22 protein-coding genes are annotated in these 24,157 nt (G+C 67.2%); 15 read left to right on the top strand and 7 right to left on the bottom strand.

The window, feature by feature from the left end; translation table 11 throughout:
* Window positions 1–286: 286 nt before the first annotated feature.
* The 11 genes from E5P3_RS06380 (at window position 287) to E5P3_RS06430 (ending at window position 13,017) form a co-directional block, all read left to right on the top strand.
* Window positions 287–841 carry a helix-turn-helix domain-containing protein gene (locus tag E5P3_RS06380; protein ID WP_162585211.1) on the top strand — a complete coding sequence of 185 codons (555 nt, stop codon included), beginning with the start codon at window positions 287–289 and terminating at the stop codon, window positions 839–841.
* A 144-nt stretch (window positions 842–985) separates the two neighbouring features.
* Entirely contained in the window at window positions 986–1,657 is a 672-nt protein-coding gene (locus E5P3_RS06385; RefSeq protein WP_162573885.1) for a BON domain-containing protein, read from the top strand.
* 105 nt (window positions 1,658–1,762) lie between these two features.
* Window positions 1,763–2,380, top strand: coding sequence for an HdeD family acid-resistance protein (locus tag E5P3_RS06390; protein ID WP_162585212.1), 618 nt, complete (start codon window positions 1,763–1,765; stop codon window positions 2,378–2,380).
* A 29-nt stretch (window positions 2,381–2,409) separates the two neighbouring features.
* Window positions 2,410–2,973, top strand: a complete 564-nt coding sequence (locus E5P3_RS06395) for an Hsp20/alpha crystallin family protein (protein WP_162585213.1) — start codon at window positions 2,410–2,412, stop codon at window positions 2,971–2,973.
* A gap of 31 nt (window positions 2,974–3,004) precedes the next feature.
* Window positions 3,005–3,466, top strand: a complete 462-nt coding sequence (locus E5P3_RS06400; protein WP_162573888.1) for a PRC-barrel domain-containing protein — start codon at window positions 3,005–3,007, stop codon at window positions 3,464–3,466.
* Window positions 3,467–3,483: 17 nt separating this feature from the next.
* Window positions 3,484–6,315 (top strand): ATP-dependent Clp protease ATP-binding subunit, encoded by a 2,832-nt coding sequence (locus E5P3_RS06405; RefSeq protein ID WP_162585214.1) that lies wholly within the window; start codon window positions 3,484–3,486, stop codon window positions 6,313–6,315.
* Window positions 6,316–6,399: 84 nt separating this feature from the next.
* Complete coding sequence (locus E5P3_RS06410) at window positions 6,400–8,073, top strand: sensor histidine kinase (RefSeq protein ID WP_162585215.1); 1,674 nt, start codon at window positions 6,400–6,402, stop codon at window positions 8,071–8,073.
* Window positions 8,074–8,323: 250 nt separating this feature from the next.
* Window positions 8,324–8,986 (top strand): GntR family transcriptional regulator, encoded by a 663-nt coding sequence (locus tag E5P3_RS06415; RefSeq protein WP_162573891.1) that lies wholly within the window; start codon window positions 8,324–8,326, stop codon window positions 8,984–8,986.
* A gap of 33 nt (window positions 8,987–9,019) precedes the next feature.
* The gene (locus E5P3_RS06420) at window positions 9,020–10,465 is read left to right on the top strand and encodes an FAD-dependent oxidoreductase (protein ID WP_162585216.1); all 1,446 of its coding nucleotides are present in this window, start codon (window positions 9,020–9,022) and stop codon (window positions 10,463–10,465) included.
* Window positions 10,466–10,501: 36 nt separating this feature from the next.
* Window positions 10,502–11,476 carry a tripartite tricarboxylate transporter substrate binding protein gene (locus E5P3_RS06425; protein ID WP_162585217.1) on the top strand — a complete coding sequence of 325 codons (975 nt, stop codon included), beginning with the start codon at window positions 10,502–10,504 and terminating at the stop codon, window positions 11,474–11,476.
* 11 nt (window positions 11,477–11,487) lie between these two features.
* The gene (locus tag E5P3_RS06430) at window positions 11,488–13,017 is read left to right on the top strand and encodes a UxaA family hydrolase (RefSeq protein WP_162585218.1); all 1,530 of its coding nucleotides are present in this window, start codon (window positions 11,488–11,490) and stop codon (window positions 13,015–13,017) included.
* Window positions 13,018–13,068: 51 nt separating this feature from the next.
* Here the strand turns inward: E5P3_RS06430 and E5P3_RS06435 are convergent, their stop codons facing one another.
* The 6 genes from E5P3_RS06435 to E5P3_RS06460 are packed head-to-tail and all read right to left on the bottom strand — an operon-like array spanning window position 13,069 to window position 19,026.
* Window positions 13,069–14,346: a TRAP transporter large permease gene (locus tag E5P3_RS06435; RefSeq protein ID WP_162585219.1), complete on the bottom strand. Its 1,278-nt coding sequence runs from the start codon at window positions 14,344–14,346 to the stop codon at window positions 13,069–13,071.
* 19 nt (window positions 14,347–14,365) lie between these two features.
* Window positions 14,366–14,869: a TRAP transporter small permease gene (locus E5P3_RS06440; RefSeq protein ID WP_162585220.1), complete on the bottom strand. Its 504-nt coding sequence runs from the start codon at window positions 14,867–14,869 to the stop codon at window positions 14,366–14,368.
* Window positions 14,870–14,906: 37 nt separating this feature from the next.
* A complete protein-coding gene (locus tag E5P3_RS06445; protein ID WP_162585221.1) occupies window positions 14,907–15,833 on the bottom strand; it encodes an amidohydrolase family protein in 927 nt (308 codons plus the stop codon).
* A 7-nt stretch (window positions 15,834–15,840) separates the two neighbouring features.
* Window positions 15,841–16,842 carry a TRAP transporter substrate-binding protein gene (locus E5P3_RS06450; RefSeq protein ID WP_174263040.1) on the bottom strand — a complete coding sequence of 334 codons (1,002 nt, stop codon included), beginning with the start codon at window positions 16,840–16,842 and terminating at the stop codon, window positions 15,841–15,843.
* Between the two features lie 44 nt (window positions 16,843–16,886).
* On the bottom strand, window positions 16,887–17,852 hold the full coding sequence (locus tag E5P3_RS06455) for a Bug family tripartite tricarboxylate transporter substrate binding protein (protein WP_162585222.1): 966 nt from the start codon (window positions 17,850–17,852) through the stop codon (window positions 16,887–16,889).
* 37 nt (window positions 17,853–17,889) lie between these two features.
* Window positions 17,890–19,026 (bottom strand): iron-containing alcohol dehydrogenase, encoded by a 1,137-nt coding sequence (locus tag E5P3_RS06460; RefSeq protein ID WP_162585223.1) that lies wholly within the window; start codon window positions 19,024–19,026, stop codon window positions 17,890–17,892.
* Window positions 19,027–19,235: 209 nt separating this feature from the next.
* Here E5P3_RS06460 and E5P3_RS06465 point away from each other — a divergent pair, with 209 nt between their 5' ends.
* Genes E5P3_RS06465 through E5P3_RS06480 form a run of 4 tightly spaced genes read left to right on the top strand, consistent with a single transcriptional unit; the run spans window position 19,236 to window position 23,221 of the window.
* Window positions 19,236–20,015 carry an enoyl-CoA hydratase-related protein gene (locus tag E5P3_RS06465; RefSeq protein ID WP_162585224.1) on the top strand — a complete coding sequence of 260 codons (780 nt, stop codon included), beginning with the start codon at window positions 19,236–19,238 and terminating at the stop codon, window positions 20,013–20,015.
* Window positions 20,016–20,050: 35 nt separating this feature from the next.
* A complete protein-coding gene (locus E5P3_RS06470; protein ID WP_162585225.1) occupies window positions 20,051–21,259 on the top strand; it encodes a CaiB/BaiF CoA transferase family protein in 1,209 nt (402 codons plus the stop codon).
* A 27-nt stretch (window positions 21,260–21,286) separates the two neighbouring features.
* Entirely contained in the window at window positions 21,287–22,285 is a 999-nt protein-coding gene (locus E5P3_RS06475; RefSeq protein WP_162585226.1) for a tripartite tricarboxylate transporter substrate binding protein, read from the top strand.
* An 18-nt stretch (window positions 22,286–22,303) separates the two neighbouring features.
* Window positions 22,304–23,221, top strand: coding sequence for an amidohydrolase family protein (locus tag E5P3_RS06480; RefSeq protein WP_162585227.1), 918 nt, complete (start codon window positions 22,304–22,306; stop codon window positions 23,219–23,221).
* On the opposite strand, the gene E5P3_RS06485 is transcribed toward E5P3_RS06480, so the two are convergent.
* Window positions 23,200–24,129: a transcriptional regulator GcvA gene (locus E5P3_RS06485; protein ID WP_162585228.1), complete on the bottom strand. Its 930-nt coding sequence runs from the start codon at window positions 24,127–24,129 to the stop codon at window positions 23,200–23,202. The genes E5P3_RS06480 and E5P3_RS06485 overlap by 22 nt on opposite strands.
* Window positions 24,130–24,157: the final 28 nt, after the last annotated feature.

Raw genomic sequence — 24,157 nt, forward strand, 5'->3', positions numbered from 1 at the left:
GGCGCGCCAATGCGCGTCGGTTGGCTCCTGTCGTTCGCGAGCGATGAGACCGAGCGCCGGCGGGATGCGATCGAGATCCTGATTCCCACCGAAGACGCGGCGGTCCGCATCGTCTACCGCGCCGACGACGGCGAGGAGCGCGCGACATTTCTGAGGGCACCCCTTGGCCCTGATTTCGGAAGGCCAGGTTTGCTGTGTGCAGTGCCGGCGGCCTGCCGACATCTTGCTGTTGCGGATTGCGCCGGACTTCTTTGCGTGTCAGGCCCGCGCCGCGCTCGGAAATGCGGTGCCGCGTCTGGTGGCCCGCTATGCGGCCCTCGATCCGTTCATCCGCGAGGTCGGCAACGCGTTGGAGGCTGAGCTCCGGAGCGACCGGCCGCCGAACGCAGCCTACCTGGAGCCGCTGGCCCGCGTGCTGGCCGTGCACCTGGCGCGCCATTTTGGCGCAGCGGCTTCGACTGCGGCGTTGCGCACCGGTCTGCTGCAGCACAAGCTGCGGCGGGTCGAGGCCTTCATCGACAAGTACATCACCGAACCCATCCACGTCGAGCAGCTCGCGGCCGAGGTGCACATGAGCCCTTTCCACTTTGCCCGCATGTTCAAGCAGGCAACCGGCCAGCCGCCGCATCTCTACGTGGTGATGCAGCGCGTGGAGCGTGCGAAGACGCTGCTGCGCGACAGCGAGCTGGCGCTCATCGAGGTCGCGGCGCAGGCGGGCTTCGGAACACAGGGCCATTTCTGCGGCGTGTTCCGCCGCTACACCGGCTTCACGCCGCGCACCTTCCGGCTGGACTCCCGCGCGGCACTGGCTTCCTGCGTTGCGCGCAATCCTGCGATATAGCTGCGCAGCTCTGTGAAAGACGGCAGCGGTCGGCAAGCCTACTGTCGATGCGACCGACCGCCGCGCCGCCGCGCCCCGCGCGCTGATGTCGGAGGCGACTTCATTTTCCGCAAGCGGGCGCCGGATGAAAGACAAGGAAACATCATGACCATCGCTACCGCTGCCCGTACCGACGTCGAGATCCAGAACGAGGTGCTGGCCGAACTGAAATGGGAACCACGCGTGCAATCCAACGAGATCGGCGTTGCCGTGAAGGAAGGCGTCGTCACGCTGACCGGCTATGTCGATTCCTACACCAAGCGCTGGGCTGCGGAAGAGGCTACGCATCGCGTGCGCGGCGTGAAAGCCGTGGCCAATGACATCGAGGTCCGGCTAGGCACCAGCTACGAGCGCACCGACCCCGATATCGCCGCATCCGCAGCGCGCGCCCTGCAATGGGACATTCTGCTGGAGCGGGAAAAGATCGATGTCACCGTTTCCAAGGGCTGGGTCACCCTGAAGGGCACGGTCGCCTGGCAATACAAGAAGCAACAGGCCGAGCGCGTCGTGCGCAATCTCGCCGGCGTGAAGGGCGTCAGCAACCTGATCGAGGTGAAGCCCGATGTGCAACCTTCGGACATCAAGAAGAAGGTCGAGGAGGCGCTGGTACGCAGCGCGCAGACCGACGCCGAGCGGATCACGGTCGAGGTGGAAGGCGGCAAGGTCACCCTCAAGGGCAAGGTGCGCGCGTGGGCCGAGCGCCAGGAAGCGGAGCGCGCGGCCTGGAAGGCGCCCGGCGTCAGCGCGGTCGAGAACCGCATCACGATCGGCCTCTGAGGCTGGCTCGCAGCTTTGCGACACGAACGGCAGGATCGGGCAAGACAGACCGTCGCCGGCGGCCTAGCCTCGATCCTCCACCGGCTTTTACGCAGGAGCATTGCAATGAGGACCAAGGAAGATCCTGGGGCGAATGACAAGTCGTCGAATGCGCAGGCTGACGGCGCGGCGTCCTGGATGCTGATATTGCGCGGCGCCGCCGCGATCCTGTTCGGCGTGCTCGCGGTCGCGTGGCCAGGCCTGACGCTGATCCTGTTCGTGGCGATGTTCGCGGCGTATGCGCTGGTGGGCGGCTTCGCCTCGGTGGTGGCCGCCTTCGCGAGGAGGCGCAGCGATCGGCAGTGGTGGCTGCCTCTGATGCTGGGCATCGTGAGCGTCGCGGCCGGCGTCTATGCGTTGGTCTATCCCGCGCTGAGCGCCCTCGTGCTCGTGCTGGTGATGGGCTTCAACGCCGTGTTGACCGGTGCGCTCGACATCGCACTCGCGATCCGCCTGCGCCGCGTGCTGCGCGGCAGGTGGCCACTGGTGTTGAGCGGCATCGTCTCACTGCTATTCGGCGCCCTGGTGCTCGCCGCGCCCGGGCCGGGCGCGCTGGCCATGGTCTGGCTGATCAGCCTGCACGCCGTGGTCACGGGTGTGCTTCTGCTGAGCCTGGGTCTGCGTATCCGGCGCGCAGCGCATGACCATGCGCCGCAACAGCCGCTGGCTGCCGGCGGGCACTGAATATCTTCATATCCGACAAGGAGCATGACATGGCAATCGATCTGCAGAAATGGAATCCGTTCAAGTTCTCACGGGGCAGCGCAGAGGCGCGGCCGGCATCGAGCGGCTCGGCCGCCGAGGCCTCGCCGCAGCCTCGCCCTCGCGCCGGGGGGGTCGAGTCGGGGCAACTGCTCCAGGCCCTGGATCCCTTCAACATGCTGCCCGGCCTCTTGCGCGGCCCCTTCGGCGGCGCGGGACGCTGGTTCGGCGACTTCAGTCCGGGCATGTTCGAGCCGAAGGTCGATGTCGTCGACGACGGCAACGCCTTGCGCCTCACTGCGGAGTTGCCGGGCATGGAGAAGAAGGACCTGGAGATCGTCGTCGAAGACGGCTTCCTGATCTTGAGCGGCGAGAAGCGCGTGGACGCCAAGCAGGAAGAAAAGGGCTGCTATAGGCTGGAGCGGGCCTTCGGCAGTTTCCAGCGCGTGCTGCCGCTGCCGGACGGCGTCGACCTCGAGCATGCCGAGGCGCGCTTCGACCAGGGCGTGCTGACGCTGCGGCTGCCGAAGAAGGCCGGCGACACCAAGGCCTCGCACAAGCTCGCGATCCAGTGATTTCCTCAATTTTCAACGGAGCGGCATCATCATGAACTCGAACCTTCTTCGCACCGGCATCGCCTGCGCGCTGCTGGGCCTCGCCCAGATTGCCGGTGGTCAGGCAACACAGTCGAATCCGCAGTCGTCCGGGACGCCCAAACCGTCGGAGGCCGCCAAGGCAACTGAGGTACCGGTGGCTGCCCGGGCCGTGCTCGGCGTGACCATCGCCGAAACGCAGCTGGTCGCCAAGGGCTACCGTGCCTCGAAGCTGCTGAACAAGGATGTCTACAACGACATGGGCGACAAGATCGGCAAGGTGGACGACCTCGTGCTTTCGCCCGACGGGACGCTCTCCACCGCCGTGGTGAACGTCGGCGGCTTCCTCGGGATGGGCAAGCACTTGGTCGCGATTCCTGTGCGCCAGTTCGCGCACATCGCGCCGAAGGCCGTGCTGCCCAAGGCCAGCAAGGAAGAACTGAAGGCGTTGCCGAAGTTTGAATACGCGGTCTGACCGCAAAAGGAGCGGACATGGCCAAGTGCGACGTGTGCGGACGCCCCGCCACCACCCAACTCACCCTGCGCGAAGGCGGCAAGACCCGCGAGGTCGCGCTGTGCGACGAACACTATGCCGAGGCGATGGGCAGTGCCTTCGAACGCTCGCCGCTCGAATCGCTGTTTCGCGGCGGGTTGTTCGACGAGTTCCAGAGCTTCTTCGGCGATCGCGCTTCGCTGTTCGGCGACCGGCCGGCCGCCGGCGGCGGCGGCGGCAGTGGTCCGAATGGGCGCCTGCGGGCCGGTGCGCCGCGGCGCCAGCGCTCGCGCGAGGCGGTGGACCTGCGCAGCTTCTTGAACGAAGCCGCGATGGACCGGCTGCAGGTCTCGGCCGAGAAGGCGCTGGCCTACGGCAAGGACGAGGTTGACACCGAGCACCTGCTGTTGGCCTTGGTCGACAACGAGGTGGTGCAGGAGGTCCTGCGCGAGTTGAAGCTGTCAGCGCCCGACATTCAGTCGAACATCGAAGAGAACGCGCCGCGCGGCGAGCACAAGGCCGCCGAAGGCGAGACGCCGCAGATCGGTGTCTCGCCGCGCGCCAAGAGCGCGCTCGACCACGCGCTGATCGCGTCGCGCGAGCTCGGCCACAGCTATGTCGGGCCGGAGCACATTCTGCTCGGCCTGGTTGAAGAGGAAGACGGCTATGCCGGTGAGCTGCTGCGCAAGCTCGGCCTCACTTCGCAGTCGCTGCGCCAGAAGACCGTCAAGGTCGTAGGCAAGGGCGCGGAAGAAGGCAAGCTCAAGCAGCGCAGCGGTACGCCAACTCTTGACAAGTACGGCCGCGACCTGAGCGAGCTGGCACGGCAGGGCAAGCTCGACCCGGTGATTGGCCGCGCCCGGGAGATCGAGACCACGATCGAGGTGCTGGCGCGCCGCAAGAAGAACAACCCGGTGCTGATCGGCGAACCCGGCGTCGGGAAGACCGCGATCGTCGAGGGCCTCGCCCAGCGCATCGTGCAGGACCAGGTTCCCGAGGTGCTGCGCGGCAAGCGCGTGCTGGAACTCAACGTCAACAGCATCGTGGCCGGCGCCAAGTACCGTGGCGAGTTCGAGGAGCGCATCAAGCAGGTGCTCGACGAGATCATCGACCGGCAGGACGAGCTGATCATCTTCATCGATGAGCTGCACACCATCGTCGGCGCGGGCGCCGGCGGCGGCGAGGGCGGGCTGGACGTGGCCAATGTCTTCAAGCCGGCGCTGGCGCGCGGCGAGTTGCATCTGATCGGCGCGACCACGCTCAACGAGTACCAGAAGTACATCGAAAAGGATGCAGCCCTGGAGCGGCGCTTCCAGCCGGTCAACATTCCGGAACCCAGCGTCGCGGACACGATCGAGATCCTGCGCGGGCTGCGTGACCGCCTGGAGGCACACCACAAGGTGAAGATCAGCGAGGCCGCGATCGAGGCCGCGGCGAAGCTGTCCGAGCGCTACATCGCCGCGCGTTTCCTGCCCGACAAGGCGATCGACCTGATTGACCAGGCGGCGGCGCGGGTGCGTATCCAGGCCAGCTCGCGACCCCAGGAGCTGCAGCAGATCGAGGCCCACATGCGCAAGCTGCGCCAGGAGCAGGACACCGCCGGTGCGGCCAAGCAATACGACAAGGCCAAGGGCCTGGGCGATCGCATCAAGACCGAGGAGAAAAAGCTCGCCGACGCCACCGCGGACTGGAAGAAGAAGCGCGGCACCAGTTCCTCCGAGGTGAGCGCGGAGCATGTGGCGCAGATCGTCTCGGCGCTTACCGGCGTGCCGGTGTCCGAGCTGACGACCGAGGACCGCGAGAAGCTCCTCAAGCTCGAAGACCGGCTGCGTGAACGCGTGGTCGGCCAGCAGGAGGCGGTGCACGCGGTCAGCGAAGCCGTGCGCCTGGCGCGGGCCGGCCTCGGCGAGGCCGGCAAGCCGACCGCGACCTTCCTCTTCCTCGGACCTACCGGCGTCGGCAAGACCGAGCTGGCCAAGGCACTGGCGGCGACGGTCTTCGGCAACGAGGACGCGCTGGTGCGCATCGACATGAGCGAGTATTCCGAGCGCCACACGGTCGCCCGGCTGGTCGGCGCGCCGCCCGGCTACGTAGGCTACGAGGAAGGCGGCCAGCTCACCGAGCGGGTGCGGCGCCGGCCCTACAGCGTGGTGCTGCTCGACGAGATCGAGAAGGCGCACCCCGAGGTGCACAACATCCTGCTGCAGCTGTTCGACGAGGGGCGGCTCACCGACGGCAAGGGCCGAGTGATCGACTTCACCAACACCATCGTCATCGCCACCAGCAACCTCGGCTCCGACGTGATCCAGCGCAACCTCAAGGCCAAGGATCGCGAAGTTCTCGAGTACCCGGCGCTGCGCGACCGGCTGATGGAACTGCTGCGCCACCACTTCCGGCCCGAGTTCCTGAACCGGGTCGACGAGGTCGTGGTCTTCCACGCGCTGGGCAGGGCGGAGATCCGTGCCATCGTCGGGCTGCAGCTGCAGCGTGTGGCGCGCACCGCGGCCGCGCAGGACGTGCAGCTCGAGTTCGACGATTCGCTGGTCGACCACCTGGCGGAGATCGGCTACGACCCCGAGTTCGGCGCGCGGATGCTCAAGCGCAAGCTGCGCTCGGAGGTCGAATCGCGGCTCGCAACCGCCATGCTCAAGGGCGCAGTGTCGGCGGGCCAGACCGTGAAGCTCGGCTACGACCCGGTCCAGAAGGCGCTTCGCATCGACAAGGTGTCCGACGGGACGGCGCCGGGCGCGAAGCAGGGCGCCGACACGACGAAGACGAAAACACAGGCAGAGGCGCAAGCAGGAGCGGAGGCCGCCACGGTGACGGCCTGAACGCCGCGCGACGGCGGCCATTCGAACGCGTGTTCCAGCGCATGCTGCTCAGGACTATGCTCCAGCATGAACAGGCTGTTCCGAATGCTGAGGCCCCGCCTGGCGGCACGCCTGGACCGCGAGGCGACGGAGCGCGAGCAGGCGCTGCGGGACTCCACCAACGAGGCCGCGGGCTTGCGGCGCCTGCACGAGTTCTCGACACGGCTGCTCACCCTCAGGGGCTTGCAGCCGCTGCTCGAGGATGTGCTCGAAGCGATGATCGGGCTGCACGGGGCCGACTTCGGCCTCGTGCATCTGGTCGAACGCGAGAGAGGCGACCTGGTGGCGCAGCGCGGGCTGTCCGAGGAGTTTGTCGCCTATTTTGCCCGGACCCACGACGACGGCATGGCCTGCAGCCGGGCGTTGCACAGTGGTAAGCGGGCCGTCATCGAGGACGTGATGACCGATCCGGGCTACGCGCCGCACCGCGCGATCGTCGCGGCCAGCGGCTTTCGGGCAGTGCAGTCCACTCCGCTCATCAGCCACACGGGCGAGCTGCTCGGGATCATCTCCACGTACTTCCGAAAGCCCCACACGTTCTCGCAAGGCGTGCTGCGATTCACCGACCTGTACGCGCGCTATGCGGCCGACGTCATCGAGCGCACCCGGGCCGAGGAGGCGCTGCGCGCCAGCGAAGAGCGCTTTCGCCGCTATTTCGACCTGGGCCTGATCGGCATGGCGCTCACCGCGCCGGATGCGGGCTGTATCGAAGTCAACGACGAGCTGTGCCGCATCGTCGGCTATTCGCGCGACGAACTCATGCGCATCCGCTGGCCCGACATCACGCATCCAGACGACCTGACCGCCGACCAGGTGCAGTTCGAGCAGGTGGTGGCCGGCGAGCAGGACGGCTATGTGCTCGACAAGCGCTTCATCCACAAGGACGGTCGCGCGATCTACTGCACGATGGCCGTCAAATGCCTGCGCGCGAGCGACGGCTCGGTGGATTGCTTCGTCGCGCTGGTGCAGGACATCAGCGAGCGCCACGAGGCGGGCGACGCGCTGCGGCGTACCCGCGACGAGCTCGCGCATGTGGCGCGCGTGGTGGGCATGGGCGAATTGGCGGCATCGATCGCGCACGCAATGAACCAGCCGCTGGCGGCGATGGCGACCAACGGCCATGCCGCCGTCCGCTGGCTGGCAATGCGACCGCCGAACCTCGAGGAGGCGGTTGCCGCCATCGAACGCATCGTCGCCGAGGCGCGCCGCGCCGGCCAGGCCATCGCCAGCATCCGCGACTTCGTGCGGCGAGGCGAGACCCAGCGCTCGCTGGTCGATCTCCACGGGTTACTGCGCGAGGTGGCTGACATGGTGGAGAGCGAAGCGCGCGCGCGCGGCGTCAAGCTGGACCTCGAGCCCCAGGAGCGGGTGCTGGGGCCGGTGATCGGCGACCGGGTTCAGCTGCAGCAGGTGATGCTCAACCTGGTGATGAACGGCATCGAGGCAATGGCGACGACCCCCGCGTCGCTGCGCTGCCTGAGCATGCAGGTCAGCCAGGACGGGCCCCAGATGCAGCGCGTGCGCGTGCGGGATGCAGGCGTCGGGCTGAACCCGCAGGAGCGCGATCGCATCTTCGACGCCTTCTACAGCAGCAAACCGACCGGGATGGGCATGGGGCTTGCCATCAGCCGCTCGATCGTCGAGGCCCATGAAGGCCGGCTATGGTGCTCGCCCAACGAAGAGGGCGGCGAGACCTTCAGTTTCACGCTGCCCGTCTGACCGGCCTGCACTGTTGGCTGCTCGGGTCCGGTGCAATCCCGGCCCGTGATCAGCTGCAAAGGGACGCGTCAGCTGCAATCCGGGCCCATACAACGCGTGCCGCGCGCGTGCCGCCCGCCTGCCTGGGGGCGTCGACCGGTCTCATGCGCCACCAGGGGTATTTACCTAGTTGAAAGCACTGGCGCGCTGCCGCGTGCAGCCTCTATGATGCGTACACCGTGTATACACAGAGTCCACACCGAGTCGACACATGCTGAATCTCAAGAACGAAGACTTAGCGACCCATGCCTACCAAAAGGTGCGCGAGGCGATCCTCCAAGGAGAGTTCGCACCGGGGGCCCCTCTGTTCGAGGTGCATCTGGCATCCCGGATGGGCATGAGCCGCACACCGGTGCGCGAGGCGCTGAAAGTGCTGGCGCGGGATGGCTTCGTGCAGCCAGTGCCTGCGCGCGGTTACATCGTTCCCCACCGCTCGATGGATGATCTTCGCGACCTGTTCGATCTGCGCGAGTCCCTGGAAGGCACTGCGGCGCGCTGCGCTGCGCAGCGCGCAACCGAGGCGGAGCTCGCCGAACTCGAGTCCTTGTGCGTGCGCTATGAAAACGAGCAGGACTGGCATCGTTGGGTGCAGATCGGAACGGACTTTCACAATCTCCTGGTTGCCGCCGCCCGCAACCAGCGCCTGGCCAACATCCTCGATTCGCTCAACGGGCAAATCGTCCACTCCCGCCGCTCGGTCCTGCGCGCCGACGCGCAACGGCGCGACGCCGCGATTCGGGAACACCGCGCCATCCTCGACGCCGTGAAGGCGCGCAACGCCGCTGACGCCGAAGCGCGCGCTCGCGAACACGTGCGGCTTTCTTACGAGGCCACCCTTTTTTCATACCAGAGCCGAACTGCAGCCATCGGCTGAGCGAGTCCGGACCAACCCAGGAGCAAACTACCCATGCAAGCCACTTCCATCAACTCCCAGGAGCACTTCCTGGTCGAGCCGCCCCGCAACACGCCAATCGTCCGCGAGGTCGATGTGTTGGTGTGCGGCGGCGGCGTCTCCGGCATCGGTGCGGCGCTCGGCGCCGCCCGCGCCGGCGCCAAGACCATGGTGATCGAGAAGAACGCGTTCCTGGGCGGGGCCGCCACCGCGGTCCTCATGAACACCTGGAACGTGCCGGTTTCGCGGATGACCGGCGTGGCCCGCGAAATCGCGCTGACGCTGGCCGAGCGCGGCGAAGGCAACATCACGGGGCCGACCTTTCCCTTCGACCCCGAGGGCTTCAAGCAGGCGGCTGTCGACCTGCTGCAGCAGGCCAACGTCGAAGTGCTGAACTACACCTGGATCGAGGACGCGATCATGGAAGGCTCACGCATCAAGGGCGTGATCATCCAGAACAAGTCCGGGCGCCAGGCGATTCTGGCGAAAGCCGTTGTCGACGCCACGGGTGATGCCGACGTCGCCGCAGCAGCCGGCGCCGAGTACGTCAAGGGGCGCGAGACGGACAACAAGATGCGCCCGATGAGCGTGCTTTTCAGGCTCGGAGGTGTCGACCTGGGCAAAGTGATCGACTACTGCCGCAGTCAACCGAAAGAGTACTTCACAGCCGACCCCAACTTTCACATCATCCAGCCCGAAAAAGGGCTCGTTCGGCTGTCCGGCTTCTTCCATATCGCCGACAAGGCCCGCGCTGCTGGCGAACTCCCGGAAGAGATCCACTACCTTCGGTTCGAGGGCATCGACGTCGCGCACGGCATCGTTACCGTGAACAACTCGCGCGTCTACGGCGTCGACGGCACCAACGCCTGGGACATCTCGCGCGCCGACACCCAGGCCCGGCTCCAGAACCGCCAGCTGAAGACCGTCATCCGCAAATACATCCCCGGGTTCGAGAATGCCTACGTCATCGACTCCTCGCCAACGGTCGGCGTGCGCGAAACACGCCGGGTGCGCGGCCCCTACGTGCTGCCGCAGGAAGATCTGGTCGCACAACGCACATTCGACGACAGCGTGATCCGCGTCTGGCGACACATGGCAGCAGGGCGCGACTGGCACAAGGCCGAGGGGGGCGAGGGCGCACCGAATGACGCCGTCTACCGCACCGTGACCACCGACCTGACGTGGTTCGAGATCCCTTGGCGCGTGTTCACGCCGAACAAGGTCGACGGCATGACCGTGAGCGGCCGTGTGCTGTCCGTCACGCACGAAGCGGACATGTGGACCCGTGGCCAGTACTGCTGCCTGGTGACCGGCCAGATTGCCGGGGTCGGCGCAGCGCTGGCGGCCGAGCAGGGCCTCACGCCCGCGGCGCTCGACGTGCGCCAGTTGCAGAGCGTCCTGGGGCAGCAAGGCATCGACGTGGGCTCGGCCGCCGAGAAGCTCGTGCCACAGGCTGCCTAGGCCTCCGGTCAAAACCCTCTACTCAAGGACTCCAACATGAAAGCTCTTTCATTCTTGGCCGCCGCAGCAGCAACACTGTGGCTGGGCGCCAGCGCCCCGGCGCTTGCAGAGCCGGCTTATCCTGCCAAGCCGGTCACCATCATCGCCGCGTTCCCGCCGGGCGGCACCGCCGACTTGCTCTCTCGCGTGCTGGCCGTGAAGCTCGGCGAAGCCTGGAAGCAGACCGTCGTCGTCGAGAACCGGGCGGGCGCGAGCGGCATCATCGGATCGCAGTACGTCGCCCGGCAACCGGCGGATGGCTACACGCTGATGGTGGTCCCCATCACGCACGTCACCAACTCGAGCCTGTTCGCCAAGGTGCCGTTCGACCCGATCGAAGACTTCACGCCGATCTCCATGCTCGCTTCGTCGCCCCTGATGATCGTCAGCAACAACAGCTTTCCGGCTAAGAAGATCAGCGACCTGGTGGCGCTGGCGAAAGCCAAGCCCGGCTCCCTGAACTGCGGCTCGGCGGGCAGCGGCACCTCCCAGCACCTGGCCTGCGAATTGTTCAAGAGCACGGCCAAGGTGGACATCAAGCATGTTCCCTACAAGGGCAATGCAATGGCCATGACCGACGTGATGGGCGGCCAGATCGAGCTGTTGTTCGACCAGATGGCTACCGCTGTGCCGCATGTGAAGGCGGGCCGGGTCCGCGCCTTGGCAGTCACCAGTGCCAAGCGTTCGCCCGCCATGCCCGACGTGCCTACGGTCTCCGAATCAGGTCTCCCGGGCTTCGAAACCAACGCATGGTTCGGGATCGTCGGGCCGCGTGACATGCCCAAGGACGTGGTCGATAGCATCAACGCGTCGTTGCGCAACGTGCTGGCGCGCGCGGAGGTGAAGAAACAGCTCGGCGACCAGGGACTCGAACTGACGCCCAGCTCGCCCGAGGAATTCCGCAGCACGTTGAAGTCCGAGATGGCCAAGTGGGCTTCCGTGATCAAGGAAGCCGGCGTCAAGCTCGAGTGAGGGATTCTTTCATGGTCACTGGTGAATCCCTGGCTCTCAGGCTGGATCCGAACGACAACGTGGCGATCGCCCGGCACGCGCTTTCGCGCGGCAGTGTCCTGTCGGAGTATGCAGGCGTAGTCGTCGGTGCCGACATACCGGCGGCACACAAGGTAGCGATAGCTGATATCGAGCAGTCCGAAGCGGTCCGGCGATATGGGCAGATCATCGGCTTTGCCACCCGACCGATTCGACGGGGCGAACACGTGCACACGCACAACCTGGCAATGGGCGCGTTCCAACGCGACCACGCCTACGGGGCCGACGCCCGGAAACCCGAGGGCGCCGCGGAGGCCGCAACGTTCCTGGGCTTCCTGCGGCCGGACGGCCGGGTAGGGACGCGCAACTACATCGGCGTGGTGAGCACTGTCAATTGCTCGTCTTCCGTCACCAAGCTCGTCGTTGAGCATTTTTCCAAGGCAGGCATGCTCGATGCCTATCCCAACGTGGACGGGGTCGTGCCCGTCACGCACAGCTTCGGTTGCTGCATCGACCATAACGGGGACGGTGTGAATCAGTTGCGCCGAACGCTGGGCGGCTACGTGAAACATGCGAATTTTGCAGGCGTCGTGGTCATCGGGTTGGGCTGCGAAGCCAATCAGATGGGAGCCATGTTCGTGGCGCAAGATATCGAACCCGGCCGCACGACCGTCCCGTTGGTCATACAGGACCTGGGCGGCACACGCAAGACTGCTGACGCGGCGATTGCAGCCATAGAAAAGATGCTTCCCGAGGCCAACCAATGCAGCAGGGTGCCAGTGTCCGCCGCGCACCTGACGGTCGCGCTGCAGTGCGGTGGATCCGACGGCTACTCCGGCATCACTGCGAATCCCGCGCTCGGCGTTGCGGTCGATCTGCTGGTCGCCCAGGGTGGCACGGCGATCCTGAGCGAGACCCCGGAGATCTATGGCGCTGAGCACTTGCTTACGCGTCGCGCGGTCTCGCCCGAGGTCGGACAAGGCATCGTCGACCTGATCAAGTGGTGGGAAGATTACGCCGACCGAGAGAAGGGCAGCATCGACAACAACCCGACGCCCGGCAACAAGGCGGGCGGACTGACGACCATCCTCGAGAAGTCGCTGGGCGCCGTCGCAAAGAGCGGCTCGTCGGCCCTGATGGCGGTCTATCGGTACGCGGAACCGATCACCGCCCGCGGGCTGGTGTTCATGGATGCGCCCGGCTATGACCCGATGGGCGCTACTGGCCAGATCGCCAGTGGAGCGAACCTGGTTGCTTTCACGACCGGCCGCGGTTCCTGCTTTGGTTCGAAGCCCGCGCCCTCCATCAAGCTCGCCACCAATTCAACGATGTATGCCCGCATGCGCGACGACATGGACATCAACTGCGGCGACATCATGGACGGTGACGCCACTCTCGAGCAAAAGGGAAGGGAAATCTTCGAGAAGATGCTGGCCGTCGCGTCCGGCGAAAAGTCGAAGAGCGAGCAGCTGGGCGTGGGCAACGAGGAAACCGTTCCCTGGATGATCGGCGCTCAGATGTGAACATCATGGCGGACAGCACACCGTGTGCTTGGGGGGTCGGGTTGCCGGTTCTCAGCGCAGCCAGCCGGCAGGCACCATGATCAGCTGCGGAAACAGCACAAACAGGAACATCAGTGCCGTGAGCGACAGCAGGAAGGGCCAGACGCCCTGGATCACGCTGTCGAGGCTGACGCGCGCCGTGCCGGCCACGACGTTGAGCACAGTGCCCACCGGCGGCGTGAGCAGGCCGATGGCGTTGTTCATGATGAACATCACGCCGAAGTACACCGGGTCGATGCCGGCCTTGGTGATGACCGGCATCAGGATGGGCGTCATGATCAGGACCGTGGGCATCAGGTCGAGCGCGGTGCCGACGATGATCACCAGGATCATGATCACGAACATCAGGAGAATCCTGTTGTCAATGAAAGGCTCCAGCAACGCGGCCACCTGCGCGGGGATGTTGGCAATGGTGATGAGCCAGGCCGACACCAGCGCGCAGGCCACCAGGAACAGTACCGTGCTCGAGGTCTTGGTGGCGCTCAGCACCAGCTCGGGCAGGCGGCTGAAGCTGAGCTCGCCGTAGACGAAGCGGCCGACCACGAAGGCGTAGACAACGGCCACCACCGCAGCCTCCGTTGGCGTGAAAACTCCGAACTTCATGCCGCCGATGATCGCGAAGGGCAGCACCAGCGCCCAGACGCCATCGAGCAGGCAGCGGCCCAGTTCGCCCAGGTCGAAGCTTCGTACTTCGACCTTCTTTTCCTTCTTCGCGCACAGCCACCAGGTGGCCGTGAGCGTCAGCGCCATCATGATCCCGGGGAACAGGCCGGCCAGGAACAGCTTGGTGATCGACACCTGCGCGACCACGCCGAACACCACGATCGCGATCGATGGGGGGATCACCGGCGCGATGATGCCGCCCGCGGCGATCAGCCCGGCCGCGCGCGGCACGTTGTAGCCCGCATTGCGCATCATCGGGATCAGCAGCGCCGCGACCGCCGCGGTGTCGGCCACGGCAGAGCCCGAGATGCTCGCGACCACGGTGGCCGCGATGATGGCCACGTAGCCCAGCCCGCCGCGCACGTGCCCGACCATCGCATCGGCCACCTTCACGATGCGCGAGGAGAGGCCGCCCGCATTCATCAGCTCGCCGGCGAGCATGAAGAAGGGCACCGCCATCAGGGGATAGTTGTTGACGCCTTCGAGCATGTTCTGCGCGAGGATCTGGGTGTCGAAGCTGCCCAGGTGCATCATGAGGGCGACACCGCAGACCAGGAGTGCGAAGGCGATGGGCATGCCGAAGGCCATGGCCCCCAGCAGCGAGGTGATGAAGACGAAGATGGTCATGCGGGGCTTTCGGTTGCCGTCATTCGCCGGCGCTGCCGGTGTCGTTCACGAGTTCTTCGCGCGGCATGCGTCCGCTCAGCAGGCGCCACAGCGAGTTCAGGAGGATCAGCGCCATGCCGGCGCTGCTCACCAGCAGGCAGGCGTACACCGCGCCCAGCGGCACGCCGGTGACGGGGGCGCGATCGTCCATGCCGATCACCACCAGTTTCCAGGCGCCGTGGGTCAGCAGCAGGCAGCAGGCGAGGGCGCCGAGGTCGGCGATGCCGCGGCAGATGCGCTGGCCGGTCTCGCCGAGCCGCGCGACGATGGTGGACATGCCCAGGTGCGCGTTGTCCTTCATCACGAGCAGCGCGCCGACGAGCGTGAGCCACATGAAGACGAAGCGCGAAGCTTCCTCCGAAAAGACGATGCCGGAGTTGAAGGCGTAGCGCAGCACCACGTTGCCGAACACGAGCGCGACCATGGCGGCCATCATCGCGATCATCAGCACATTGGCGCCGCGCTCGAAGAGGCGGGAAAACATGTCTGTCTCCAGTTGTTGTGGGCCTGCCCGGCGCCGCTCAGCGGCCGGTGGCGTCGATGCGGTAGAAGCTCAGCGCATTGCCGCGCCAGATGGCGTCGCGGGCCTCGGCGTCCAGGCCGGCCAGCGCCTCGCTCACCGTGCGCGCCAGTTCGGACATCGGCGCGCGCAGGCCCGACACCGGCAGGTTGCTCGCGAACATGCAGCGTTGCCAGCCGAAGATCGCGACCGTCTCGCGGATCACGCGCACGGTGCTCGATGCATCCCAGGCCGCATCGGGCAGGCCGAACTCCGACAGCTTGACGTGCACGTTCGGCAGCGCGGCCAGTGCCGTCATGCCGCGGCGCCAGTGCGCGAGGCCCGTTTCGCTGCGGTCCCAGGGCAGGCCGGCATGCTCGAGCACCACGCGCAGCGCGGGAACGCGGGCGATAGCGTCGGCCGCTTCCTCCAGGTGCCAGAACGGCACGCGCAGGTCCCACGCCAGGTCGTGCGCGGCGAGCAGCGCGAGCCCGGCATGCCAGCGCGCGTCCTGCAGTGCACCGGGCTGCCCGCGCACGCTGCCGGTCGCGCTCGGCGACGTGAGCGGCTTGCAACGCACGCCGCGCACCAGCGGCCACTCGAGGTGCTGGCGGAGCTGCGCGTCGGCATCAGGCGCCAACAGGTCGACGTGCACCACGAGCGCGTTCGGGAAGCCGTGCTTCGCATGCATCGCGTGCAGCCAGCGCGTCTCTGCCACCGATTCGGCGCGGTGGCGCTCGGCCTCCACGTGAACCGTGGCGACAATGTCGAGGCCTCCGGTGCGCGCGCGGTAGGCCTCGGCGCCGAAGTCTGCCTGCAGTGCGCTGTAGTCGCCGAGGAAGAAGGCCCCGGCGTCGTAGCCTTCCTGCAGCCAGGGGTAGCGGCCCTCGGCCAGCTGCCAGAGATGGTGGTGCGCGTCGACGATGGCCGACGGAAGCGTGCCGTCCATGCGCGCCTCAGGGTTGCGCGTCCATAGCTTTCAATACCGCATCGCCGTTCTTCTCGACGTACAGCTTGCGGGTCTCGTCGCGCACCAGCTTGCGGATGCTGGCGGTGTCCGGATTCTCGTTGATCTGCATGCCCTTCGCGCGCAACTGGGCGATGGCGTCCTTCTCGCCGTCGGCGTTGAGCTTGCGCTGGAAGCTGGCGGCCGTGGCGGCTTCTTCCATGACCACCTTCTGGAACTCGGGCTTGAGCGATTCGAACCGTGCCTTGTTCATGATCACGACCAGCGGCGTGTAGGCATGTCGCGTGAGCGAGAGGTACTTCTGCACCTCGTACATCTTGGAAGACAGCATGAGCGTCGGCGGGTTCTCCTGGCCGTCGACCGCCCCCGATTCGAGCGCGCCGAAGACTTCGGCGAAGGGCATCGGCTGCGGATTCGCGCCCAGCAGCTGGAAGGCCTTGAGGTGCGAGGGGTTCGGCGTGGTGCGGATCTTCAGGCCCTTGATGTCGTCGGCGGCGTTGATCGGACGCTTGTTGTTGCCCAGGCTGCGAAAGCCGATCTCCCAGAAGGCCAGGCCCTTGAGCTGGTGCGTGGAGAGCTCGTCGAGCAGCGACCGGCCCACGGCGCCATCGAGCGCGCGGTAGGCCTGCTGCGCATCGGCGAACTGGTAGGGCAGGTCGAGGGCATTGAGCTTGGGCGCGAGGCCGGTAACGAAGGGATTGCCGGTGGCGCCGATGTCGATCGTGCCACTGCGCACCCCGGTCACGAGCGTCACGTCGTTGCCGAGCTGGCTGTTGGCGAAGACCTGGATCTCCACGCCGCCCTGGGTCCGCTCCTTCACGCGCCTGGCGAACTCCAGCGCGGCCTTGTGCTGCGAGTCGCTCTCCGGCACGGTGTGGCTGAAGCGCAGCTTGGCGGGTGCCTGCGCCGCGGCCGTGCCGGCGCCGAAGGCGAGCAATGCAGCGAGCATGCTGCCCGCCATGCGCTTGAGTGAGGGATTGAACTTCTGCATGGTGTGTCTCCTGTTGCATGTATCGATGGATGCGCGCGTTGCGCTCAGACGGTGACCTTGGCTTCCTTGACCACCCTGGCCCACTTCTCTTTCTCGACGCCGATGAACTCGACGAACTTCGCCGCCGATCCGCCGCCGTCTTCCGCGCCGTAGCTCGCGAGCTTCTCGACGACGTCGGGCATCGCGAGCACCTTGTTGAAGTCTTCGTTCATGCGCTGCACCGTGGCCGGCGGCATGCGCGCGGGGCCGACCAGCCCGTACCAGGTGCTGGCGTCGAACCCGGGGTAGCCGAGCTCGGCAACGGTCGGCACCTGCGGATGCGCCTTCGACCGTTGCGGCCGGGTCTGTGCGATCGCGACCAGCTTGCCGCTCGCCACGTGCGGCGTGGCCGAAGTCATGGTTTCGAAGCTGTAGTTGATCTGGCCGCCGATCAGGTCGGTCAGCATCGGCGCCGAGCCGCGGTAGGGCACGTGCAACGCATCGACGCCGGCGCGCAGCTTGAAGAGTTCGATCGCGAGGTGCTGGGACGCACCGGCACCCGAGGAGCCGAAGGTCACGGTGCCTGGTTTCGTCCGGCACAGCGCCACGATGTCCTTGACGCTGCGCGCCGGCTGCTCCGGGTTGCAGATCAGCAGGTTGGGCGTGACGCCCACCAGCATGATCGGTGTGAAGTCGCGCTCCACCACGTAGCTCAGGGTGGGGTAGAGCGCCGGTGCAATGGCATGGTTGCTGATGTTGGTCATGAGCAGCGAAGTGCCGTCGGCCGGCTGCCTGGCCACGTACTCCGCGGCGATCACGCCGCCGGCGCCTGCCTTGTTCTCGACCGTCACCGGTGTGCTCCACATGGCCGACAGCCTCTGCGCCATCACGCGCGCCATTACGTCGGTGCCGCCGCCGGGCGGAAAGCCCACGACGATACGCACGGGTCCGCTCGGAAGGGGAGACTGGGCGCCCACGAGCGGCGCGCCGGTGGCGGCGAGGGCCGAGGCGATGAAGTGGCGTCTTTGCATGTCGTCTTGTCTCCGATGGTGTTGTGGGAAGGCCGCGCTACATGGACGCGGTCAACATGGCCTCGTAGTCGGCCGGGCTCGCCTCGCGCGGGTTGGTCTTGTGGCAGTGGTCCTTGAGCGCGCCATCGATAACGCGCGGGAAGATCTCCGGCGACACCTCGATCGCGGCCAACCCGGCCGGCAGCCCGAGCCGCCGGTTCATCTCGGTGACGGCGGGCGCAACCTCGTCGGCGTGCGCCAGGCCCATGGCCTGCGCCATGCGCGCCAGGCGCTCGTCCTTCTGCATCGACGGCGCCGCGGCGTTGAAGCGGATCACGGCCGGCAGCAGGATCGCGTTGAGCGTGCCGTGGTGCAGGCGCGGGCTCAGGCCGCCCAGCGAATGGCTCAGGCTGTGCACGCAGCCCAGGCCCTTCTGGAAGGCGAGTGCGCCCTGCATCGACGCGCTCATCATGTTGAGCCGCGCCTCGCGGTCGCCGGGCGATGCGGTTGCGGTCTCGATGTGCTTCCAGGCGCGGCGCAGGCCGTCGAGCGCGATGCCGTCGGCCGGCGGGTTGAAGGCCGGTGCCATGAAGGTTTCCATGCAGTGGGCGATGGCGTCCATGCCGGTGGCGGCCGTCAGGAAAGGCGGCAGGCCGAGCGTGAGCTCGGGGTCGCAGAGGGCGACGCGCGGTACCAGAAAGGGCGAGAGCACGCCGACCTTGCGGCCGTCGTCCAGGATCAGCACCGCGCCGCGGCCGACCTCGCTGCCGGTGCCGGCCGTCGTGGGCACGGCGATCACCGGCGCCGTGGCCGCCGTGATGCGCGCCACGCCGCCTTCGATGGCGGCGAAGGACTTGAGCGGCCCTTCGTGCGTCGCGCAGACGGCCACGCCCTTGGCCAGGTCGATCGGCGAGCCGCCGCCGACGGCGATGATGCCGTCGCATCTGCTCTCGGTGTAGAGCGCGACGGCCTCGCGCATCGCACGCTCGGTCGGGTTCGAGGGCGTGCCGTCGAACACGACGAAGCGGGTGGCGCCCAGGTGGGCGGTCACCCGGTCGAGCACGCCCGCGGCGCGCACGCCGGCATCGGTGACGACCAGCGGGCGGCGAATGCCGATGCGTTCGCATTCCTGCGCGAGCAGCTGGACCGCGCCGAAGTCGATCTGGATCTGGGTGATGTAGTTGACGAGGGCCATGTGTCTCCGAGGTCCTGTTTGCTGTGTGGGCCGCGAGTCTAAGAACGGTAGCCGGGCGCCACAACGTTGATTTACTTGAAGCCCGGCCGAGAAAATTTCACAGGCGCAGCCACGACTTTTTCTTGAAGAAGAGCCCAGTTTTTTTCGTTTGGCCCAGGCCGAGCCGCTGCCTAGACTGCGGCCCTCACACCAAAGAGACGACCCACACCATGACCTCGCACATCCTCGTCGAGCGCGAAGCACGCATCGCAACAATCACCCTCGACAACCCCGACCGCATGAACGCGATGGACCTCGGCATGTGGCAGGGCCTTTCCGACGCATTCGCCGCGCTGTCGACCGACGACGAACTGCGCTGCATCGTGCTGCGCGGCGCCGGCGGCAAGGCGTTCTCGGCTGGCGCCGACATCGAAGAATTCACAAGACTGCGCGCCGGCTCGAAGCAGGCGGGCGCGTACGCCAAGGTCACGCACGGCGCGATGCAGGCCATCGCGAACAGCAGGCACCCGACGTTGGCCGTGATCGAGGGCGCGTGCGTGGGCGGCGGGCTGGAGATCGCATCGGTCTGCGACATGCGCATCTGCGGCACCTCGAGCCGCTTCGGCGTGCCGGTCAACAAGCTGGGCCTCGTGATGTCCTATGGCGAGCTCGGCGGCCTGGTCGATCTGGTCGGCAGCGCCACCGCGCTGGAGATCGTTCTCGAAGGCCGCGTCTTCGATGCGAAGGAGGCCCTCGCCAAGCGCCTGGTGAACCGCGTGGTCGACGACGCCGAGGTACTTGCCGAGGGCGACGCGACCGCGCGCCGCATCGCCAACGGCGCGCCGCTGGTGGCGCGCTGGCACAAGAAGTTCGTGCGGCGGCTGGCGCAGCCGGCACCGCTCACGCCCGAGGAAGCCGACGAGGCCTATGCCTGCTTCGACACCGAGGACTACCGCATCGGCTTCCAGGCCTTCCTCGCCAAGACCAGGCCGGTCTTCACGGGCCGCTGAGCCAAACCGAACCCAGAACACCACGGAGCTCCCGCGTGACCCTTCCTCTTTCCCGCATCAAGGTCCTCGACGTCAGCCAGATCATGGCCGGCCCCTTCTGCTGCATGTTGCTCGGTGACATGGGGGCGGACGTCATCAAGGTCGAGACGCCCGGCGTCGGCGACCAGACCCGCAAGTCCATGGGCTTCCGTCTCAAGGGCGCCGACAGCGGCGGCTTCCTGGCCCTCAACCGCAACAAGCGCAGTGTCGAGATCGACCTCAAGAACCCGGCCGGGCTCGAAGCCTTCTACGCATTGGTGAAGGACGCCGACGTGCTGGTCGAGAACAACCGCCCTGGCGTCGCCGCGCGGCTGAAGATCGACTACGCCTCGCTGCGCGAGATCAACCCGCGCCTGGTCTACGCCAGCATCTCGGGCTTCGGCCAGACCGGTCCCTGGGCCAAGCGGCCGGGCCTCGACCTGATCGCGCAGGCCATGACCGGCGTGATGAGCGTGATGGGCCATCCGGGCCAGGAGCCGGTCAAGTCCAGCGTGCCGCTGGCCGACCTCGGGGCCGGGCTCTTCGCGGCCTACGGCATCCTGAGCGCGGTGATCGGCCGCGGGCTCACCGGCGAGGGTCAGTTCGTCGACGCCTCGCTGTTCGAGACCGCGCTGGGCCTGTCGGTCTGGGAGTCGGCCGAGTACTGGGGCACGGGCGAGCTGCCGGTGCCGATCGGCAGCGCCAACCGCATGAGCGCGCCCTACCAGGCGGTGCGCGCTTCGGACCGCCATTTCGTCATCGGCGCGGCCAACCCCAAGCTGTGGACGGCGCTGTGCGGCGTGATCGACCGCGGGGACCTCGTGCAGGACCCACGCTTCACCGACAACGTGCTGCGCATCCGCAATCGCGAAGTGCTGATCGCCGAGCTCGAGCGCGAGTTCGCGCGCCGCACAGCCGGCGAGTGGGTCGATGCGCTGCTCGCCGCCGGCGTGCCCGCCGCCCCGATCTACAACTACGCCGAAGCGCTGGAGAGCGAGCAGGCGGTAGCGCGCAACATGGTGCTGAAGATCCAGCACCCGGTGGAAGGCGAGACCCGCGCGCTCGGCTTTCCTGTCAAGCTCAGCGGCACACCGCAGCAGGTGCGGCATCCGGCGCCGCTGCTGGGCCAGCACACCGACGAGATCCTGGGCGAGATCGGGATGACGGCCTCGCGCATCGACGCGCTGCGCCGGTCCGGCGCCTTCGGAGCGGCCCGCAACGCATAACGACATCACAGACGGAGACACAAAGACATGACCCTCCCATCGATCGACACCGCGCGCCGCCAGTGGCTGCGCACCTGGCCCGCCGCCATGCTGCTCGGCAGCACCTTCGCCGTGACCGCCTCGGCGCAGGGCGGCGCCTATCCCGCCAAGCCCATCGAGCTGGTCGTTCCCTGGCAGGCCGGCGGCGGGGCCGACGTGGTCGGCCGCGCCTTCGGCGCTGCCGTCGCCAGGCACCTGCCGCAACCCATCGTCGTGATCAACCGGCCCGGCGCCAGCGGCGTGCTGGGCCTGGGCGAAGTGGTGAACGCGAAGCCGGACGGTTACCGGATCGTGCTGTCGTCGACCGAGCTGACCTTCCTGAACCACCTGGGCCTTGCCAAGTTCTCGTACAAGGATCTGCGGCCGATCGCGCGGCTCAACGCCGATCCCGCCGCGGTGGTGGTGCGCGCCGACGCGCCGTATGCCACGCTCGAGCAGTTTCTCGATGCTGCGCGCAAGCCTGACGCGAACGTCCGCGTCGGCAACGCCGGCCACGGCTCGACCTGGCACATGGCGGCCGCCGCGCTGGCGGAGAAGACCGGTGCCCAGTTCAACCACATTCCCTATGCCGGCGGTGCGCCGGCCGTTCTGGCGCTCTTGGGCGGCCACATCGATGCGGTGACCGTGAGCACGGCCGAAGTCTCGACCTACATCGCCGCCGGCAAGCTCAAGGCGCTGGCCGTGATGGCGGACCAGCGCGTGGCGGACGGCTTCGAGAACGTGCCCACGCTGAAGGAGCGCAAGATCGACCTGTCGATCGGCATCTGGCGCGGGCTCTCCGCGCCGCGCAACACGCCCGACGACGTGATGGCGGTGCTGAAGGCCGCGACCGCCAAGGCGGTGAAGGAGCCGGTGTGGCTCGACGCGCTGCAGAAGCTGCATTTCAGCACCGACACCTATGCCGACGATGCGACGCTCGAAGCGGTGATGACGCGCGAGAGTGCGTTCTTCAAGAACCTCGCCGGCAAGCTCAAGCTCTCGAACTGAGCGCGCGAGAATTACGCCATGGATCCCGATCTGGTCGAACCCTTTGTCGACGCGCACCAGCACTTCTGGGACCTCGACGCAAACCCCTACCCCTGGTTGCAGGGCGAGACGGTGGCGGCCTTTCGCTACGGGGACTATTCCGCACTGCGGCGCAACTACCTGCTCGAGGACCTGGCGCGCGACACACGCGGCCGTGCGCCTGCGGCCACGGTGCACGTTGAGGCCGAATGGGATCGCGCCGATCCGGTGGCCGAGACGCGCTGGCTCACGCAGCTTGCGCAGGCGTACGGGCGGCCTTCGGCGGTCGTCGCGCATGCGGCGCTCGACCACGGCGACGTGGCTGGGGTGCTCGCCGCGCAGGCCGCGTTCCCGCTGGTGCGCGGCATCCGGCACAAGCCCGTCACCGCCGCATCGCCGGCCGAGGCGAAGCGGGGTCTGGCCGGTTCGATGGACGACGCGCGCTGGCGCGGCGGGTATGCGCTGCTGGCGACCCACGGCCTCTCGTTCGACCTGCAGGCACCGTGGTGGAACCTGGACCAGGCGGCCGAGCTCGCGCGCGATTTCCCGCACACGATGCTGATCCTCAACCACACCGGCCTGCCCGCGGACCGCAGCGAGGCCGGCATGCGCGGCTGGCGCGCGGCGCTGGAAGCGCTGGCCGCGCAGCCGAACACCGCGATCAAGATCTCGGGCCTCGGGCGCCGCGAAGTGCCGTGGACGCAGGCCGACAACGTGCCGGTGATGCGCGAAGCCATTGCGATCTTCGGGCCGTCGCGCTGCATGTTCGCCAGCAACTTTCCGGTCGACAGCCTGGTGGCGGACTACGCCACGATCCTGGCGGGGTTCGAGGCCGCCATCGCGCCGCGCCCTGCGGCCGTGCGCCGCGCGCTATGGCACGACAACGCGGTGCGCTATTACCGGCTCGACGGCGCTTGACGGTCGCGCGCGAGTTCCTCGCGCACCCAGCCGAGAAATGCGCGGATGCGCGGATCGTTGACCCGGTCTTCCGGAAAGACAATGTAGTAGGCGAACTCGACCTGCATGCTGCCTTCGAAGGGGCGCACAAGCCGGCCGTAGGCCAGATCGTCGGCCACCCAATGCTTCTTCGCAAGCGCCACGCCGAGGCCGTCGATCGCCGCGCCGATCACCAGGTGGCTGGGCCAGAACGAAGGACCGCGGGTTGCATCGACGTCCGCCACGCCGGCCTGCTCGAGCCACATCGACCAGTTGGGGTTGCTGACGTCGTCGTAGGTGCTTTCGTCGTGCAGCAACGTGTGGAAGCGCAGGTCGGAGGGCGTCTTCAGCGGGTGCGCCTCGTCCAGCACGAGCGCAGGGCTGCATACAGGAAACACCTCCACAGGCAGGCACAGCTCGGAGTAGAGGCCCGGGTAGGTGCCGCGGCCATAGCGCACGGCCATGTCGAAGTCCTGACGCGTGAAGTCGACCATGTCCTTTTCGGTGGAGATCTTGAGGTCGATGTCCGGGTGCGCCTGCATGAAGCGGCGCATGCGCGGCGTGAGCCACTTCACTGCGAAGGTCGGCGGCAGGTTGATCTTCAGCGAGGGCACGCCCAGCGTCTTGTGGAGCTGGTGCGTGGCGAAGACGAGTTGCTTGAACGCTTCCTGCACGCCGGGCAGGTAGGCCTTGCCCGCGGCTGTGAGCGACAGCGATTTCGAATCGCGCATGAAGAGCGCGACGCCGAGGTTCTCTTCCAGCGTCTTGACCTGGTGGCTGACGGCGGAGGGGGTGACGAACAGCTCGTCGGCCGCGCGCGTAAAGCTCAAGTGCCGCGCGGCGACTTCGAAGGCACGCAGCGCATTCAGTGGCGGGATGGGTCGTGACACGTAGGGCTCCTTGTACGCGTCGAGTGTG

It is taken from the genome of Variovorax sp. RA8, assembly GCF_901827175.1.
Taxonomy (GTDB): domain Bacteria; phylum Pseudomonadota; class Gammaproteobacteria; order Burkholderiales; family Burkholderiaceae_C; genus Variovorax.

What these genes read in the sequence shown, in the direction of transcription:
- E5P3_RS06385 (WP_162573885.1), top strand. Translation starts at nt 986, where the DNA reads ATGACCATCGCTACCGCTGCCCGTACCGACGTCGAGATCCAGAACGAG.
- E5P3_RS06410 (WP_162585215.1), top strand. Translation starts at nt 6,400, where the DNA reads ATGCTGAGGCCCCGCCTGGCGGCACGCCTGGACCGCGAGGCGACGGAG.
- E5P3_RS06395 (WP_162585213.1), top strand. Translation starts at nt 2,410, where the DNA reads ATGGCAATCGATCTGCAGAAATGGAATCCGTTCAAGTTCTCACGGGGC.
- E5P3_RS06415 (WP_162573891.1), top strand. Translation starts at nt 8,324, where the DNA reads ATGCTGAATCTCAAGAACGAAGACTTAGCGACCCATGCCTACCAAAAG.
- E5P3_RS06455 (WP_162585222.1), bottom strand. Translation starts at nt 17,852, where the DNA reads ATGCAAAGACGCCACTTCATCGCCTCGGCCCTCGCCGCCACCGGCGCG.
- E5P3_RS06445 (WP_162585221.1), bottom strand. Translation starts at nt 15,833, where the DNA reads ATGGACGGCACGCTTCCGTCGGCCATCGTCGACGCGCACCACCATCTC.
- E5P3_RS06390 (WP_162585212.1), top strand. Translation starts at nt 1,763, where the DNA reads ATGAGGACCAAGGAAGATCCTGGGGCGAATGACAAGTCGTCGAATGCG.
- E5P3_RS06440 (WP_162585220.1), bottom strand. Translation starts at nt 14,869, where the DNA reads ATGTTTTCCCGCCTCTTCGAGCGCGGCGCCAATGTGCTGATGATCGCG.
- E5P3_RS06435 (WP_162585219.1), bottom strand. Translation starts at nt 14,346, where the DNA reads ATGACCATCTTCGTCTTCATCACCTCGCTGCTGGGGGCCATGGCCTTC.
- E5P3_RS06475 (WP_162585226.1), top strand. Translation starts at nt 21,287, where the DNA reads ATGACCCTCCCATCGATCGACACCGCGCGCCGCCAGTGGCTGCGCACC.
- E5P3_RS06430 (WP_162585218.1), top strand. Translation starts at nt 11,488, where the DNA reads ATGGTCACTGGTGAATCCCTGGCTCTCAGGCTGGATCCGAACGACAAC.
- E5P3_RS06400 (WP_162573888.1), top strand. Translation starts at nt 3,005, where the DNA reads ATGAACTCGAACCTTCTTCGCACCGGCATCGCCTGCGCGCTGCTGGGC.
- E5P3_RS06425 (WP_162585217.1), top strand. Translation starts at nt 10,502, where the DNA reads ATGAAAGCTCTTTCATTCTTGGCCGCCGCAGCAGCAACACTGTGGCTG.
- E5P3_RS06405 (WP_162585214.1), top strand. Translation starts at nt 3,484, where the DNA reads ATGGCCAAGTGCGACGTGTGCGGACGCCCCGCCACCACCCAACTCACC.
- E5P3_RS06420 (WP_162585216.1), top strand. Translation starts at nt 9,020, where the DNA reads ATGCAAGCCACTTCCATCAACTCCCAGGAGCACTTCCTGGTCGAGCCG.
- E5P3_RS06480 (WP_162585227.1), top strand. Translation starts at nt 22,304, where the DNA reads ATGGATCCCGATCTGGTCGAACCCTTTGTCGACGCGCACCAGCACTTC.
- E5P3_RS06450 (WP_174263040.1), bottom strand. Translation starts at nt 16,842, where the DNA reads ATGCAGAAGTTCAATCCCTCACTCAAGCGCATGGCGGGCAGCATGCTC.
- E5P3_RS06465 (WP_162585224.1), top strand. Translation starts at nt 19,236, where the DNA reads ATGACCTCGCACATCCTCGTCGAGCGCGAAGCACGCATCGCAACAATC.
- E5P3_RS06460 (WP_162585223.1), bottom strand. Translation starts at nt 19,026, where the DNA reads ATGGCCCTCGTCAACTACATCACCCAGATCCAGATCGACTTCGGCGCG.